The organism is Bradyrhizobium sp. 18BD (assembly GCF_054185225.1).
In genome coordinates this window covers 284,437-297,910 of record NZ_JAVAYL010000002.1, presented here as the reverse complement: position 1 = coordinate 297,910, position 13,474 = coordinate 284,437, and the positions used below count along the sequence as shown (strand labels likewise).

Below are 13,474 nucleotides of genomic sequence, written 5' to 3'. Positions count from 1 at the left end.
TGTACGCGGGCGGCTTCATCGCCGCACGGCGGCGCCAAAATCGACTTAATTCGAATTGAGCTTGGACGGCGCCGGATTTTTACGGAGCTGATTCCTATGCCCCACGTCCAGATCGACCGCGCCCAACTGGCTCCCTCGATTCTGCCGGCCGACGTTCCCGAGCTCAGCGACGATGAATGCCTCGCCTGTCTGAAGCGTGCGGTCGAGACGCCCGATTCGGCGCGGCTCGACGAGGTCGCCGCCCTGATCGGCCGCCTCGCTGTGACGATCGAATAATCCATCCTGTTCCCTGATGCGGTGAGTTGCGGAAGCGCTGGCTGGTGCATGCCAACGGCCATGTTGCGTTTTCGCCGGGCATGTTCCAAAGATGCCGCCAACTCAGCTCAGCGGCTTTGTCCGCATTTCAGGGTCCGCCAATGTCCGGTTTCTCGACCGCGCGCCTCAAAATGGTCGATGGCCAGGTGCGCACCAACGACGTCACTGATCGCCGCGTTCTCGACGCCATGCTCACGGTTCCGCGCGAGGCTTTCGTGCCCGCGGCCCGCCAGGCTCTGGCCTATCTCGACCTCGATCTCGACGTCAGCGAGGGTGGCGCCAAGCGCTTCCTGATCAAGCCGCAGCTCACCGGCAAGCTGCTCCAGGCTGCCGAGATCGGCGAGGGCGACAACGTGCTGGTGGTCGGCTGTGCCACGGGCTACGTCGCCGCGCTGGCCGCGAAGATCGCGCGCCAGGTCACTGCGACCGAATGTGATTCGGCCCTGGCCGAGAAGGCCAAGGACGCCTTTGCCGGCCTAGGGCTCGCCAACGTCACCTGCAAGGCCGCTGCCTGCACCGAGGGCGACTCGTCGGCTGCCCCCTATGACGTCATCATCCTCAATGGCGCCACCGAGGTGGTCCCGGAGGGGCTGCTCGGCCAGCTCAAGGAGGGTGGGCGCCTGGTGGGGGTGTCGGCGGAATCCAAGCCGCCGCGGGCCATGATCGTGACCCGTGTCCACGGCGAATTCGGCCATCGGGCGCTGTTCGATGCCGCAGCTCCGGTCCTTCCCGGGCTGGAACGGGCCGCCGCCTTTGTCTTCTGACCCCAAAACCCCGTTAAAATCCCGTTCTGAATCAGAAGTGTGGCCGGGATGCTGCACGTAAAGAGTTTCCACCGGGAACTGCCTTGAGGTAGTTCCGTCGCGCCGTTCTGCGTCCTATGTTGCGGCGGGGCAACGACTCCACTCGGTAGACGCTAACCCAGCTCGCGGGCACGAGCCGGGCGTTAAGATGAACGGAATTTTTGGGATGCATGGGGTGAAGCTCTTCACCGGAGCTGCGGTTTCGGTCCTGATGCTGGCGCTTGCCGGGCCGACGCCTGCCTTGGCGGACACGATCGAGGCCGCCTTGGTGCGCGCCTATCAGAACAATCCGCAGCTCAACGCACAGCGCGCCCAGGTGCGCTCGACCGATGAAAACGTGCCGCAGGCGCTGTCGGGCTATCGCCCCAGGGCCAATCTGACCCTCAGCTCCGGGTACCAATATCAGGATTCCCAAGCGCAGCAGCACACCAGGGGGATCCACGGCGACCTTCAGCCCAACAGCGCCAGCCTGACCGTCAACCAGACGCTCTACAACGGCAATCAGACCGCCAACAGGACGCGCGCGGCGGAGAGCCAGGTCTCGGGATCGCGCGAGGCGTTGCGCGTGCTCGAGCAGACGGTCCTGCTGCAGGCTGCCACGACCTACATGGACTTCTTGCGCGATTCGGCGACGCTCGAAGTTCAGCGCAGCAACGTGCGCGTGCTCGAACAGACGCTCAAGCAGACCCGCGATCGCTTCAATGTCGGCGAAGTCACCCGCACCGACGTGGCGCAATCCGAAGCGCAGCTCGCCGCCGGCAAGACCCAGGCCCTGACCGCCGAATCGAATCTTACGACGACGCGCGCGAACTTCCGCCGGATCATCGGCAACGAGCCGACGAACCTGGCCCCGGGCTCGCCGGTCGATCGCTTCCTGCCCGGGACGATCGCCTCCGCCGTCAATCTCAGCCTGGTGGAGAATCCCAGCGTCACGGCTGCGATGTACGGCATCGACGTCAATTATCTCCAGGTCAAGATCAACGAAGGCGCGCTGCTGCCGACGGTCACGCTCCAGGCCGGCATCACCCAAGCGTACCAGCAGCAGCTCACGATCTTCCGACAGACGACCGCCTCCGCCATCGCGACAGCCTCCGTGCCGATCTATCAGGGCGGCACCGAATATTCGCTGATCCGCCAGTCGAAAGAAAACCTGGCGCAGCAGCGCCTGAATCTCGAAACCACCCGCGATCAGACCCGTGCCAACGTCGTGCAGGCCTGGGGGCAGCTCGAGGCCGGCAAGGCGCAGGTACAGTCCGCACAGGCGCAGGTCACGGCATCCGAGATCGCGCTGAACGGCGTCCGCGAGGAAGCCAAGGCCGGCCAGCGCACCACGCTCGACGTGCTCAACGCGCAGCAGGCGCTGGTGAACGCGCGCGTTGCGCTCGTCACCGCCCAGCATGACCGCGTCGTGGCGTCCTATTCGGTGCTCAACGCGATCGGTCGTCTCGCGCCGCAGGTGCTCGGTCTCAACACCACGGTCTACGATCCCAGCGTGCACTACCAGCAGGTCCGCGACAGCTGGGCCGGCGTGCGTACGCCTGACGGGCGCTGATCCCGTAGTCATCCGGTCGGCTTCGCAAACAGCGGACGCCGACCGGTGCTTTGCTTGCAATCATCAAAATCCCTGACATAGCCTTGCCAAGAAGATGCGGGTCGATTCGCCCGCATTCGATGTCGTGTGCGTAAAGCTTGAGTGCCGAGGGCAGGGCGCACCGCTGCACGTTGAGCCGTGAACTGGGGACAAGTCGGGCCGCCGCGACGAAAATGTCGGGGCGTCCGTCCGGAACCGGCCAATCCCGTCGTGCTTGGTGTAAAACAGCGCATGCGAGGGCGTTGATGATGTGGAGTCGGAGATGACGCAGCCTGCAAAGGTCACAGAACCCTCGATGGAGGAGATTCTGGCCTCGATCCGGCGCATCATTGCCGACGACGAGGCCAAGCCGCCGCCGGCCGAAGCCGCCAAGCCTGCGCCAGCGCCCGCTGCGCCCGCACCTAAGCCGCAGGCAGTGAACGACATTCCGCCGTCCAAGGTTGCTCCCGCCAAGCCTGCCGCTGAAAAGCCGGCGCCGCCGCCGGCCGCAAAACCGGCACCGTCTCCGCCGCCACCTGCGGCGAGTGCCGAGCCGAACAGCCAGGACGATATCGATGCGCTGCTGGCGGGGCTGGACGCGGCCACGCCTGCGCCTGAGGTCCGTGCTCCCGAGCCGGAGCCCGAGCCCGACGTACTCGAATTGACCGACGAGATGGCGATGGACCCGACACCGCCTCCGCCGCCACCGAGTTTCCGCAAGGTCGAGCCGCGCGACGATCTCGAATTCGCCGAGACGCCGGCGCCGCGCCCGACGCCGGCGCCGTCCTTCGCGCCGGTGGATTTCGACGCACCGCCGCTGCCGCCGCAGCAGCCGATCCTGGCGCAATCGACCGTCTCCGCGGTCGAATCCGCCTTCAACTCCCTGGCCCACACGGTGCTCAGCAGCAATGCGCGGACGCTGGAGGATCTGGTCAAGGAGATGCTGCGTCCGATGCTGAAATCCTGGCTCGACGACAACCTGCCGGGCCTCGTTGAACGCATCGTGAAGGCCGAGATCGAGCGGGTCTCGCGTGGCGGCCGGTAAGGGCCCTCATTAAGCCGCGCTTAAGCATTATATTCGGCGTTCCGAACGGGCGGGGAAGCCGATTGGCCGCGGCGCCTTCCGGTGCCGCCTTTCCGTCGACCTTTTCGTTGACTTGGCCGGCCCGCGCGGCTTTCTAGCAGCCCATGATCGAGAAAAATTACCAGCCCGCCGATATCGAAGCCCGCATGTCCGTCGTGTGGGAGGACAGCCGTGCCTTCAAGGCCGGCCGTCCCGACCGCCGCGACGCGGTGCCCTTCACCATCGTGATCCCGCCGCCGAACGTGACGGGCTCGCTGCACATGGGCCACGCCCTCAACAACACGCTGCAGGACATCCTGTGCCGGTTCGAGCGCATGCGCGGCCGCGACGTGCTGTGGCAGCCGGGCACCGACCATGCCGGCATCGCGACCCAGATGGTGGTCGAGCGGCAGCTCATGGAGCGCCAGCAGCCCGGCCGCCGCGAGATGGGCCGCGAGAAGTTTCTGGAGCGGGTCTGGCAGTGGAAGGCCGAGAGCGGCGACACCATCATCAACCAGCTCAAGCGGCTCGGTGCGTCCTGCGACTGGTCGCGCGAGCGCTTTACCATGGACGAGGGCCTGTCCAAGGCCGTCGTCAAGGTGTTCGTCGAGCTGCACCGCGACGGCCTGATCTACAAGGACAAGCGCCTGGTGAACTGGGACACCAAGCTGCTTACCGCGATCTCCGATCTCGAAGTGCAGCAGACCGAGGTGAAGGGCCACCTCTGGTACTTGCGCTATCCGATCGAGGGCAAGACCTTCAATCCCGAGGATGCCACGACGTTCATCGTCGTCGCGACCACGCGCCCGGAGACCATGCTCGGCGATACCGGCGTCGCGGTGCATCCCGAGGACGAGCGCTACCTGAAGCTGGTCGGCAAGAACGTGGTCCTGCCGCTGGTCGGCCGCAAGATCAAGATCGTCGCCGACGAGTATTCCGATCCGGAGAAGGGCTCGGGCGCGGTCAAGGTGACGCCGGCACACGACTTCAATGATTTCGAGGTCGGCAATCGCCATGGCCTGCGCCGCATCAGCGTGCTCGACAAGGAAGGCTGCCTCGATCTCGTCGACAACGAGGACTATCTGCGCGACTTGCCGGAAGGCGCCTCGCAATTCGCCGAGGAGTTCAACAAGGTCGACCGCTTCGTCGCGCGCAAGCGCATCGTCGAGCGGCTGGAATCGTTCGGCTTCGTCGAGCGCATCGAGCCGCACACCCACATGGTGCCGCACGGTGATCGCTCCAACAGCGTGATCGAACCGTATTTGACCGACCAGTGGTACGTCGACGCCAAGACACTCGCAAAGCCGGCGATCGCGGCGGTGCGTTCGGGTGAAACCTCGTTCGTGCCGAAAAACTGGGAAAAGACCTATTACGAGTGGATGGAGAACATCCAGCCCTGGTGCATTTCGCGCCAGCTCTGGTGGGGCCATCAGATCCCGGCCTGGTACGGCCCGGACGGCAAGGTGTTCGTCGCCGAGACCGAGGAGGAGGCGATCAGCCACGCGCTCGGCTATTACGTCGAGCAGGAGGTCATCACGGCCGAGCAGGGCCGCGAGATGGCGCTCGACCGCAACAAGCGCGAAGGCTTCATCACCCGCGACGAGGACGTGCTCGACACCTGGTTCTCCTCGGCGCTGTGGCCGTTCTCGACGCTCGGCTGGCCCGAAGATGCGCCCGAGGTGAAGCGCTACTATCCGACCAACGCGCTCGTCACCGGCTTCGACATCATCTTCTTCTGGGTCGCCCGCATGATGATGATGGGCTTGCACTTCATGAAGGAGGTGCCGTTCTCGACGATCTACATCCACGCGCTCGTCCGCGACGAGAAGGGCGCCAAGATGTCGAAGTCGAAGGGCAACGTCATCGATCCGCTCAACCTGATCGACGAATACGGTGCGGACGCGCTGCGTTTCACGCTGGCCGCAATGGCGGCGCAGGGACGCGACATCAAGCTCGCCACCAGCCGCGTCGAGGGCTACCGCAATTTCGCAACCAAGCTGTGGAACGCATCCCGCTTCGCCGAGATGAACCACTGCGCGGTGCCTGAGGGGTTCGAGCCGGCGAAGGCGAAGGAAACGCTCAACCGCTGGATCGCGCATGAGAGCGCGCACACCACGCGCGAGGTGACCGAGGCGATCGAGGCCTATCGCTTCAACGATGCCGCCGGCGCGATCTACCGCTTCGTCTGGAACGTCTATTGCGACTGGTATGTCGAACTCGCCAAGCCCGTGCTGCTCGGTCCCGACAGCCCGGCCAAGGACGAGACCCGCGCCATGGTCGCCTGGGCGCGCGACGAGATCCTGAAGCTGCTGCACCCCTTCATGCCCTTCATCACGGAGGAGCTGTGGGAGGTGACGGCCAAGCGCGACGGCTTGCTGGCGCTGGCACCATGGCCGCTGAAGCCGACCGTGCCGACGCCTGAGCAGCTCGCGATGCTTGCCGCTGCGGCAGGCCCCACCGATCCGCTGATCTCGCCAACGCTGATCATGCCGATCTTCGACCACGCCGACTTCACCGATCCCAAGGCGGAAGCCGAGATCGGCTGGGTGATCGACTTGGTCACACAGATCCGCTCGGTGCGCGCCGAGATGAACATTGCGCCAGCCACGCTGACGGCGCTGGTGCTCGCGGGCGCCTCGGCCGAGACCAAGGAGCGCGCGCCGCGCTGGATCGACGTCATCAAGCGCATGGGGCGTTTGTCCGACATCTCGTTCGCCGATCGCGCCCCCGATGGTGCGGTCCAATTGCTCGTGCGCGGTGAGGTCGCCGCCCTGCCGTTGAAGGGCGTGATCGATGTCGCGGCCGAGCGTACCCGGCTCGACAAGGAAATCGCGAAGGCCGACGCCGACATCAAGCGCGCCGAGTCGAAGCTCGCGAACGAGAAATTCGTCGCCAACGCGGCCGAGGAGGTCGTCGAGGAGGAGCGCGAGAAGCGCGAGGCGGCGCTGGCCCGCAAGGCCAAGCTGCTCGAGGCGCAGGAGCGGCTGAAGCTGGCCTCCTAAGCCTATTTCGGAAACGGCTTGCTGAGGAATTTCGAGCCCCTGACGCCATAGCGCCAGGGCAGCTCGACCGCCTTGGTGATGCCGATGCGGATGCCGGCCACGACCTCCAGATCCTCCGTCCGCGCATGCAGCGCGATCGGCGGCCGGTCCAAGGGCAGGGTGTTGTGCGCGATGGTGATGCCGAGCGCCTCGGTCAGCTTGCCCGGGCCCGAGCAGAGCGCGTGCACCTCCTGGAGATGGCGGCGGCGGCGCATTGCGGCCAGACCGTGCGTCGGCTCCAGCGCGCGGATCAGCACGGCGCTGGCCGAGCCTTCCTCCTCGCAGACGAAGTTCACGCACCAGTGGATGCCGTAGGAGCGGTAGACATAGGCAAAGCCGGGCGGGCCGAACATGATCTGGTTCCGCGGCGTCGGGCCATTGTAGGAGTGCGCCGCCGGCTCGGTATGATGATAGGCCTCGACCTCGACGATGATCCCGCCGACGCCGTCGACCAGCATGGTAGCCCCGATCAAATCGCGCGCGACCTCGCGGACCTCGCGGTCGAAAAAGGCCCGCTTCAGGGCCTTGCCGAGCCGCGGTGTAGAGGCTTTCGAGGTTGGAGCCATTCGAGGTGAGAATCGCCTGAGAACAGAGCAGGATATTGCCCATATCTGCCATGTTCCCTGAAGCGGCGCGAGCCGGGTTGCAGCAGGCAAGCAGACCGATTAGGTAGGACCTGAACAGACCGGACAGACCATGGTCGTTATTGTCGACACTATCTCGAACCCGTTGCGCCCCCGTCACCCCGAAAAGGTGAATCGCCCCGATTCCGCTTCGCCGCCGAAGCCGGACTGGATCCGTGTGCGCGCCCCCAATACCCGCGGCTATGCCGACACCCGCAACATCGTGCGCGCCAACGGCCTGCACACGGTGTGCGAGGAGGCGGGCTGCCCGAATATTGGCGAGTGCTGGGACAAAAAGCACGCGACCTTCATGATCATGGGTGACACCTGCACCCGGGCCTGCGCCTTCTGCAACGTCAAGACCGGCCTGCCCAATGCGCTCGATGCGGCCGAGCCGCACAACGTCGCCGAGGCCGTCGCCAAGCTGGGCCTTGCCCACGTCGTCATCACCTCGGTCGACCGCGATGATCTTGCCGACGGCGGCGCCGAGCATTTCGCCCAGACCATCCGCGCGATCCGCGCCGCGTGCCCCTCGACCACGATCGAGATCCTGACGCCCGACTTCCTGCGCAAGGAAGGCGCGCTCGAGGTCGTCGTCGCGGCGCGGCCCGACGTGTTCAACCACAATCTGGAGACCGTGCCGTCGCGTTACCTGACGGTGAGGCCCGGCGCGCGCTACTTCCACTCGATCCGGCTGCTGCAGCGGGTCAAGGAGCTCGATCCCACCATCTTCACCAAGTCCGGCATCATGGTCGGCCTCGGCGAGGAGCGCCACGAGGTGCAGCAGGTGATGGACGATCTGCGCTCCGCCGACGTCGACTTCCTGACCATCGGGCAATATCTCCAGCCGACCCGCAAGCATCACGCCGTGATGCGCTACGTGCCGCCGGACGAGTTTTCGTCCTACGAGAAGGTCGCCTACACCAAGGGCTTCCTGATGGTGTCGGCGAGCCCGCTCACCCGTTCCTCGCATCATGCCGGCGAGGACTTTGCGAGACTGAAGGCCGCGCGGGCCGCGACTGCCCGTTGAATCGCTATGCCTAAATTTTCGAGCAAGCGCCGTGTCAATCACAGCGCGTCCGAGATGTTTGATCTGGTCGCCGATGTCGAGCGCTACCCGGAATTCGTGCCGCTGTGCAGCGCGCTGAAGATCCGTCAGCGCATGGCCAAGCCTGACGGCACCGAGGTGCTGGTCGCGGACATGACGGTGTCGTTCAAGCTGGTCAAGGAATCCTTCACCAGCCGCGTGACGCTCGACCGCGCCAATCTGAAGATCCTGGTCGAATATCTGCAAGGTCCGTTCAGTAACCTCGAAAACCGCTGGACGTTCGAGCCCAAAGGCGAGGGCGTCTGCGACGTCGGTTTCTATCTCGCCTATGAGTTCAAGAGCCGCATGCTGGCGATGCTGATGGGCTCGATGTTCGACGCCGCCTTCGCGCGGTTCTCGATCGCGTTCGAGAAGCGGGCCGATGCGATCTACGGCCGGCCGAAGCTGGCGTCGTCGTAGGTTCTACGATCGGGGCATGCTCTCTCCGCCGTCATTGCGAGGAGCGTAGCGACGAAGCAATCCAGAATCCCTCAGCGGAGACAGTCTGGATTGCTTCGCTGCGCTCGCAATGACGATGTGGAGACAGACGTGCCAATCCCTCAATCCACCGCCTTGACCACGTCCGGCGGCTGCGAGGCGTAATACGCCGCGGCCTGGTCGATCTCCTGTGTCGTCATTGCGCGGGCGATGTTGCGCATCTGCTGGCTGATGTCGTTGCGGCGCTCGCCGGAGGCAAACGCCTGGAGCTGGGCCTTCATGTAGGCCTCCGACTGTCCCTCCAGCCACGGGCTGCCGGTCTTGTTGTCGAGGCTGCCATGGCAGGAGCCGCAAGGCGCGATGCCGCGCATCGGCGCGCCGAAGATGACGATGTTCGGCTTCGGCAGTTGCGGCGTCGGGTGATAGGCCGGGAGCCGCGGCAGATAGGCGTAATAGTTCGAGAGGTCGGCGATCTCCTGGTCCGTCAGGTTGACGGCGAACGGCGACATCACGGCATTGGTGCGCGCGCCCGAGCGGAAATCGTGCAGCTCCTTGTAGATCACGGCGGCATATTGGCCCGCGAGATTGGGCGAGTCCGCGCGGCTGATGCCGGTCGGGCCATGACAGATCGCGCAGCGCTGCGCCAGCGTCGCGCCGCGGCCGATCGCCTCCTGGCTCGGACGTGAGAGCGTGTGCGAGGTCAGCACGACCTCCGACAGGCGTTTTGCCTGTTCGGGCGTCGTGACGCTCGGCGTACGCTGCGGCACGCCGGCGGCGCTGCAGATCGCATCCCAGACGTTGGCGAACTGGACCCAGGGCTGCGCGAAGGGCAGCACGATGAAGCCGGCAATCGCTGTAACGATGAAGATCGCGGCCGTGATGCCGACACCCCGCGTGAAATGAGGATTGCTGAAGGTGAAGAGATCGCGCGCGCTCATCACTGCGCTCCCACATAGACGGCCGGCACCGAGGTGCCCCCGCCCAGGGCCAGATTGAGGATCGGATAGCCATAATTGGTGAGGGTGAGCGCGATCATCAACGCCACCCACAGCGCATGGGTGTTGAGCGCGAGCGGCACGGTCGTGGCCTGATGCACGGCGACCGCATAGCGGTAGGGGCCGGCGTCGGCTTGGGGCGCGCGCATGCCGCGCGCCAGGATGACGATGAACATGATGCCTGAGGTCAGCAGGATGAAGCCGCCGATCGCGGAGAAGGTGACCGACAGTGCCTGCGGCGCGATCGCGGGATCGCCGAAGTCGAAATAGGCCATGCGGCGCGGCATGCCGAGAATGCCGACCCAGTGCCACGGGAAGGTCGTGACGATCATGCCGATGAACCACAGCCAGAGCTGGGTGCGGATCAGGCGGATATCGATCAGCTCGCGCCCGGTCAGATGCGGCCACAGATCATAGGCGATCGCAAAATACATGATCACGATGGCGCCGCCGAAGATCAGGTGGAAATGGCCGGTGATCCACTGCGTGTTGTGGATCGAGGCATCGAGCTGGTAGCTCATGTTGATGAGGCCGCCGGCGCCGCCGAAGCCGAGCATGACGAACGAGAACGCCAGCGCCAGCAGCATCGGATTGTCCCAGGGCAGGGCCCTCATCCAGCCGAACATGCCGCGGCCGCCGCGCAGGCGCGCCGCGATCTCGATCGAGGCGCAGATCGTGAACACGGTCAGCAGCGTCGGCAGTGCCACCAGCGCGGTGAAAGCCGAATGGATGAACTTGAAGCCTGCGCCGACCATTGGATCGGCAAAGGTGTGGTGCATGCCGATCGGCATCGCCACCACCAGGAACAGGATGAAGGAGATCCGCGCCATGGTGTCGGAATAGACCCGGCCGCCGATCGCGCGCGGCACGATGGTGTAATAGGCGATGTAGGTCGGCATCAGCCAGAAATAGACGATGGCGTGCAGCGTCCAGGAGAAGAAGATGCGGGCGAGGCCGGCGTCGATCGTGTTCTTCAGACCTGCCGCGACGGGGATGATCTGGAGCAGCAGCTCGAGCGCGGCACCGACCGCGGTCCAGGCCCACAGATATGAGCCCGCGACATTGGCGAACATCGCCAGCGGCACCGGCGCGCCCGGATGGGCCTTGCGCCAGACGCGCAGATTGATCGACATCAGCGCGACCCAGATCCAGGAGCCGACCACGACCAGCACGACGCCGAGGTAGTAGAAGAGGTTGCCGATCAGCGGCGGATAGAACGTGTAGAGCACTGAGGCGCGGCCGAGCGCGATCGGGATCACCGCCATGACGCTGCCGACGACGATCAGCCAGAACCCGGTCCAGGCCCAGCGCACGCCGACCAGGCGCTGCTCCAGCGCGGACTCGCTGATGGCATAGCCAAAGGCCATCGCGACCAGCGTCGGGAAGACGTAGCCCATCACCGTGCCGTGCGCGGTCAGCGAGCGGTAGTAGAGCTCGGGGTTGGACAGCCAGGTGCCGATAGGGCTGCGGATGAACATCTGCCAGGCGCCGAGCGTGAGCGCGACGCCGAATACGGCGAAGGCCAGCCAGAAATGGGCGAGGATGAGCTTCCTATTGACCAACACAGCTCAGCCTCCCGCCGCCCTTCGCGCGATTGGCGAATTCGGTCTTGTCGATCACCTTGACCTTGCCCCACATGCCCTCGTGGCCGAAGGAGCAAAACTCCTGGCAGGGCATCAGATAGTCGCCGGTCTTCGTAAAGCGCATCAGCTGCTCGGAAATGTAGCCCGGCACCAGCATGGTGTTGATGTTGGTGCCCTGGATCAGGATGCCGTGCACGACGTCGGCGCTGGTGGCGCGCAGCGTGATCGGCGTGTCCGCAGGTACCACGATGCAGGCCGGCGTGAAGGAATATTGCTGGCCGATCGCGCGCACCGTCACATTGCCATTGGCTTCCAGCACGCTGCCGAGATTGCTCTCGACGAACTCGCCGGAGAGGTGAATCCGCGACGGATCGGTGGTCTCGACGCGCGGCTGCGGCATGGTCGCGCGATGGATGCCGGCGAAGGCCGCCAGCAGCGCCATGCCGACGATGATGATGACGGCGATGGTGGCCCAGCGCCGCTCGACGCGGGCTGCGACCTCGGCGCTGCCATGGGTATCCTCTGCGCTCATTGCAGCGCCCCGCGCGGCAGGAACACGAACAGATAGAAGGCGAGCCACATCGCGACGACGCAGGCGGTGGCGATGCCGGCGAGCACGATCGCGCCTGACGGGCCCTGGGCAACGACCTCCTCGACGGCCTGGTCGGCGGCCGCTGGGCTGGTCGGAGGATCGGAATTGAACATGGCGGATCCTCAGTTCAGCGGTGCGGAGCGCAGCTCATTGGCCTCGCGCGCCGAGACCGGCGTGCCGCGATTGCCCCAGGCGGTGCGGATGTAGGAGACGACGGCGGCGACCTCGTTGTCGGACAGGAGGCCCGCGAAGGGCGGCATGCCGTAGGGCATCGGGTTGCCCTTGGTGCCCGGCGGATAGCCGCCATTGAGCACCATGCGGATCGGATTGACCGCCGACTGCATCTCGATCGACTGGTTGTTGGCGAGCGGCGGCCAGTGTGGCGGCTTGCCTTCGCCCTGCAGGCCGTGACAGCTCGCGCAGTTCTTGTCGTAGACGGTCTTGCCGAGGCTGATCAGCAGGCTGCTTTCAGTGGTCGGCAGCACCGAGCTTGCCGCCGGCGGCGAGGAGCCTTCCGCGATGCTCTTGAGGTACACCGCCATTGCCTTGGTGTCGGCGTCGTTGAGATATTGCAGGCTGTTGTGCACGACCTCGGCCATCGGGCCGTAGACGACGCCGCGCGCCGAGACGCCGGTCTGGAGCAAATCGGTGATGTCCTTGATGCTCCAGTCGCCGAGGCCGGCCTCGCGGTTGGAGGTGAGCGAGGGCGCGTACCAGTTCTGCATCGGGATCAGGCCGCCCTTGAAAGCGTCCGATTGCGAGGTGCCGCCGAGCGCGTTGATCGGCGAATGGCACATGCCGCAATGGCCGAGGCCTTCGACCAGATAGGCGCCGCGATTCCATTCGGCGGATTTGGTCGGATCGGGCTTGAACTCGCCCTCGCTGAAAAACAGCGTGCGCCAGCCGAGGATGAGCTGGCGGTTGTCGTAGGGAAAGCGCAGCTCGTGCGGCTTGTTCTTCTGGTTCACCGGTGCGATCGAGCGCAGATAGGCGAAGATCGCGTCGCTGTCGGCGCGCGTGACCTTGGTGTAGGACGCAAACGGCATCGCCGGATAGATCAGCCCACCGTCCGGGAAGCGACCGCTGTGCATGGTCTTGTAGAAATCGTCCGCGCTCCACTTGCCGATCCCGGTATCGGGATCCGGCGTGATGTTGGAGGTGTAGAGCGTGCCGAACGGCGTCGGCATGGCGCGGCCGCCGGCGAACAGGCGTCCCTCCGGCGCAGTGTGACACGCGGTGCAATCGCCGGCGCGGGCGAGATATTCGCCGCGGGCGATGATATCACTGGTCTTGTCCTGTGCCTGCGCAGACGTCGTGAATGCGACGAATGCGAGCAGTGCGATCGACAGTTTCGAGCCCATCAT

The 13,474-nt window shown here is 65.3% G+C and carries 13 protein-coding genes; 7 read left to right on the top strand and 6 right to left on the bottom strand.

All coding sequences use genetic code 11. The features are described 5' to 3' along the window. Positions 1-96: 96 nt before the first annotated feature. The 5 genes from RAD16_RS04575 (at position 97) to RAD16_RS04555 (ending at position 6,753) form a co-directional block, all read left to right on the top strand. Complete coding sequence (locus tag RAD16_RS04575) at positions 97-276, top strand: hypothetical protein (protein ID WP_326900077.1); 180 nt, start codon at positions 97-99, stop codon at positions 274-276. 140 nt (positions 277-416) lie between these two features. Continuing rightward, a complete protein-coding gene (locus RAD16_RS04570; protein ID WP_458156682.1) occupies positions 417-1,079 on the top strand; it encodes a protein-L-isoaspartate O-methyltransferase family protein in 663 nt (220 codons plus the stop codon). Between the two features lie 205 nt (positions 1,080-1,284). Then, positions 1,285-2,670, top strand: a complete 1,386-nt coding sequence (locus tag RAD16_RS04565; RefSeq protein ID WP_458156949.1) for a TolC family outer membrane protein — start codon at positions 1,285-1,287, stop codon at positions 2,668-2,670. A 301-nt stretch (positions 2,671-2,971) separates the two neighbouring features. Further along, entirely contained in the window at positions 2,972-3,733 is a 762-nt protein-coding gene (locus RAD16_RS04560; RefSeq protein WP_458156681.1) for a PopZ family protein, read from the top strand. A gap of 143 nt (positions 3,734-3,876) precedes the next feature. Beyond that, on the top strand, positions 3,877-6,753 hold the full coding sequence (locus tag RAD16_RS04555) for a valine--tRNA ligase (RefSeq protein ID WP_458156680.1): 2,877 nt from the start codon (positions 3,877-3,879) through the stop codon (positions 6,751-6,753). Between the two features lie 2 nt (positions 6,754-6,755). Here the strand turns inward: RAD16_RS04555 and RAD16_RS04550 are convergent, their stop codons facing one another. Beyond that, positions 6,756-7,358, bottom strand: coding sequence for a DNA-3-methyladenine glycosylase (locus RAD16_RS04550; RefSeq protein WP_458156679.1), 603 nt, complete (start codon positions 7,356-7,358; stop codon positions 6,756-6,758). Positions 7,359-7,488: 130 nt separating this feature from the next. On the opposite strand from RAD16_RS04550, the gene lipA reads away from it, so the two are divergent. Continuing rightward, positions 7,489-8,445, top strand: coding sequence for a lipoyl synthase (lipA, locus tag RAD16_RS04545; protein ID WP_458156678.1), 957 nt, complete (start codon positions 7,489-7,491; stop codon positions 8,443-8,445). Between the two features lie 6 nt (positions 8,446-8,451). Further along, entirely contained in the window at positions 8,452-8,922 is a 471-nt protein-coding gene (locus RAD16_RS04540; RefSeq protein ID WP_458156677.1) for a type II toxin-antitoxin system RatA family toxin, read from the top strand. Between the two features lie 140 nt (positions 8,923-9,062). On the opposite strand, the gene RAD16_RS04535 is transcribed toward RAD16_RS04540, so the two are convergent. From RAD16_RS04535 to RAD16_RS04515, 5 genes are read right to left on the bottom strand one after another with little or no spacing between them, the layout of a single operon-like run. Next, positions 9,063-9,878 (bottom strand): c-type cytochrome, encoded by an 816-nt coding sequence (locus RAD16_RS04535; protein WP_458156676.1) that lies wholly within the window; start codon positions 9,876-9,878, stop codon positions 9,063-9,065. Beyond that, the gene (locus RAD16_RS04530; protein WP_458156675.1) at positions 9,878-11,500 is read right to left on the bottom strand and encodes a b(o/a)3-type cytochrome-c oxidase subunit 1; all 1,623 of its coding nucleotides are present in this window, start codon (positions 11,498-11,500) and stop codon (positions 9,878-9,880) included. Before RAD16_RS04530 ends, RAD16_RS04535 begins: the two co-directional genes overlap by 1 nt. Further along, a complete protein-coding gene (locus tag RAD16_RS04525) occupies positions 11,487-12,050 on the bottom strand; it encodes a cytochrome C oxidase subunit II (protein WP_458156674.1) in 564 nt (187 codons plus the stop codon). Before RAD16_RS04525 ends, RAD16_RS04530 begins: the two co-directional genes overlap by 14 nt. Continuing rightward, entirely contained in the window at positions 12,047-12,223 is a 177-nt protein-coding gene (locus RAD16_RS04520) for a hypothetical protein (protein WP_458156673.1), read from the bottom strand. The genes RAD16_RS04525 and RAD16_RS04520 overlap by 4 nt, the downstream gene beginning before the upstream one ends. A gap of 9 nt (positions 12,224-12,232) precedes the next feature. Next, a complete protein-coding gene (locus RAD16_RS04515) occupies positions 12,233-13,471 on the bottom strand; it encodes a c-type cytochrome (RefSeq protein WP_458156948.1) in 1,239 nt (412 codons plus the stop codon). Between the last annotated feature and the right edge of the window lie 3 nt (positions 13,472-13,474).

Coding starts and splice junctions, on each gene's coding strand:
- RAD16_RS04515 (WP_458156948.1), bottom strand. CDS start 13,471: ATGGGCTCGAAACTGTCGATCGCACTGCTCGCATTCGTCGCATTCACG.
- RAD16_RS04550 (WP_458156679.1), bottom strand. CDS start 7,358: ATGGCTCCAACCTCGAAAGCCTCTACACCGCGGCTCGGCAAGGCCCTG.
- RAD16_RS04570 (WP_458156682.1), top strand. CDS start 417: ATGTCCGGTTTCTCGACCGCGCGCCTCAAAATGGTCGATGGCCAGGTG.
- lipA (WP_458156678.1), top strand. CDS start 7,489: ATGGTCGTTATTGTCGACACTATCTCGAACCCGTTGCGCCCCCGTCAC.
- RAD16_RS04555 (WP_458156680.1), top strand. CDS start 3,877: ATGATCGAGAAAAATTACCAGCCCGCCGATATCGAAGCCCGCATGTCC.
- RAD16_RS04535 (WP_458156676.1), bottom strand. CDS start 9,878: ATGAGCGCGCGCGATCTCTTCACCTTCAGCAATCCTCATTTCACGCGG.
- RAD16_RS04575 (WP_326900077.1), top strand. CDS start 97: ATGCCCCACGTCCAGATCGACCGCGCCCAACTGGCTCCCTCGATTCTG.
- RAD16_RS04560 (WP_458156681.1), top strand. CDS start 2,972: ATGACGCAGCCTGCAAAGGTCACAGAACCCTCGATGGAGGAGATTCTG.
- RAD16_RS04525 (WP_458156674.1), bottom strand. CDS start 12,050: ATGAGCGCAGAGGATACCCATGGCAGCGCCGAGGTCGCAGCCCGCGTC.
- RAD16_RS04565 (WP_458156949.1), top strand. CDS start 1,285: ATGCATGGGGTGAAGCTCTTCACCGGAGCTGCGGTTTCGGTCCTGATG.
- RAD16_RS04540 (WP_458156677.1), top strand. CDS start 8,452: ATGCCTAAATTTTCGAGCAAGCGCCGTGTCAATCACAGCGCGTCCGAG.
- RAD16_RS04520 (WP_458156673.1), bottom strand. CDS start 12,223: ATGTTCAATTCCGATCCTCCGACCAGCCCAGCGGCCGCCGACCAGGCC.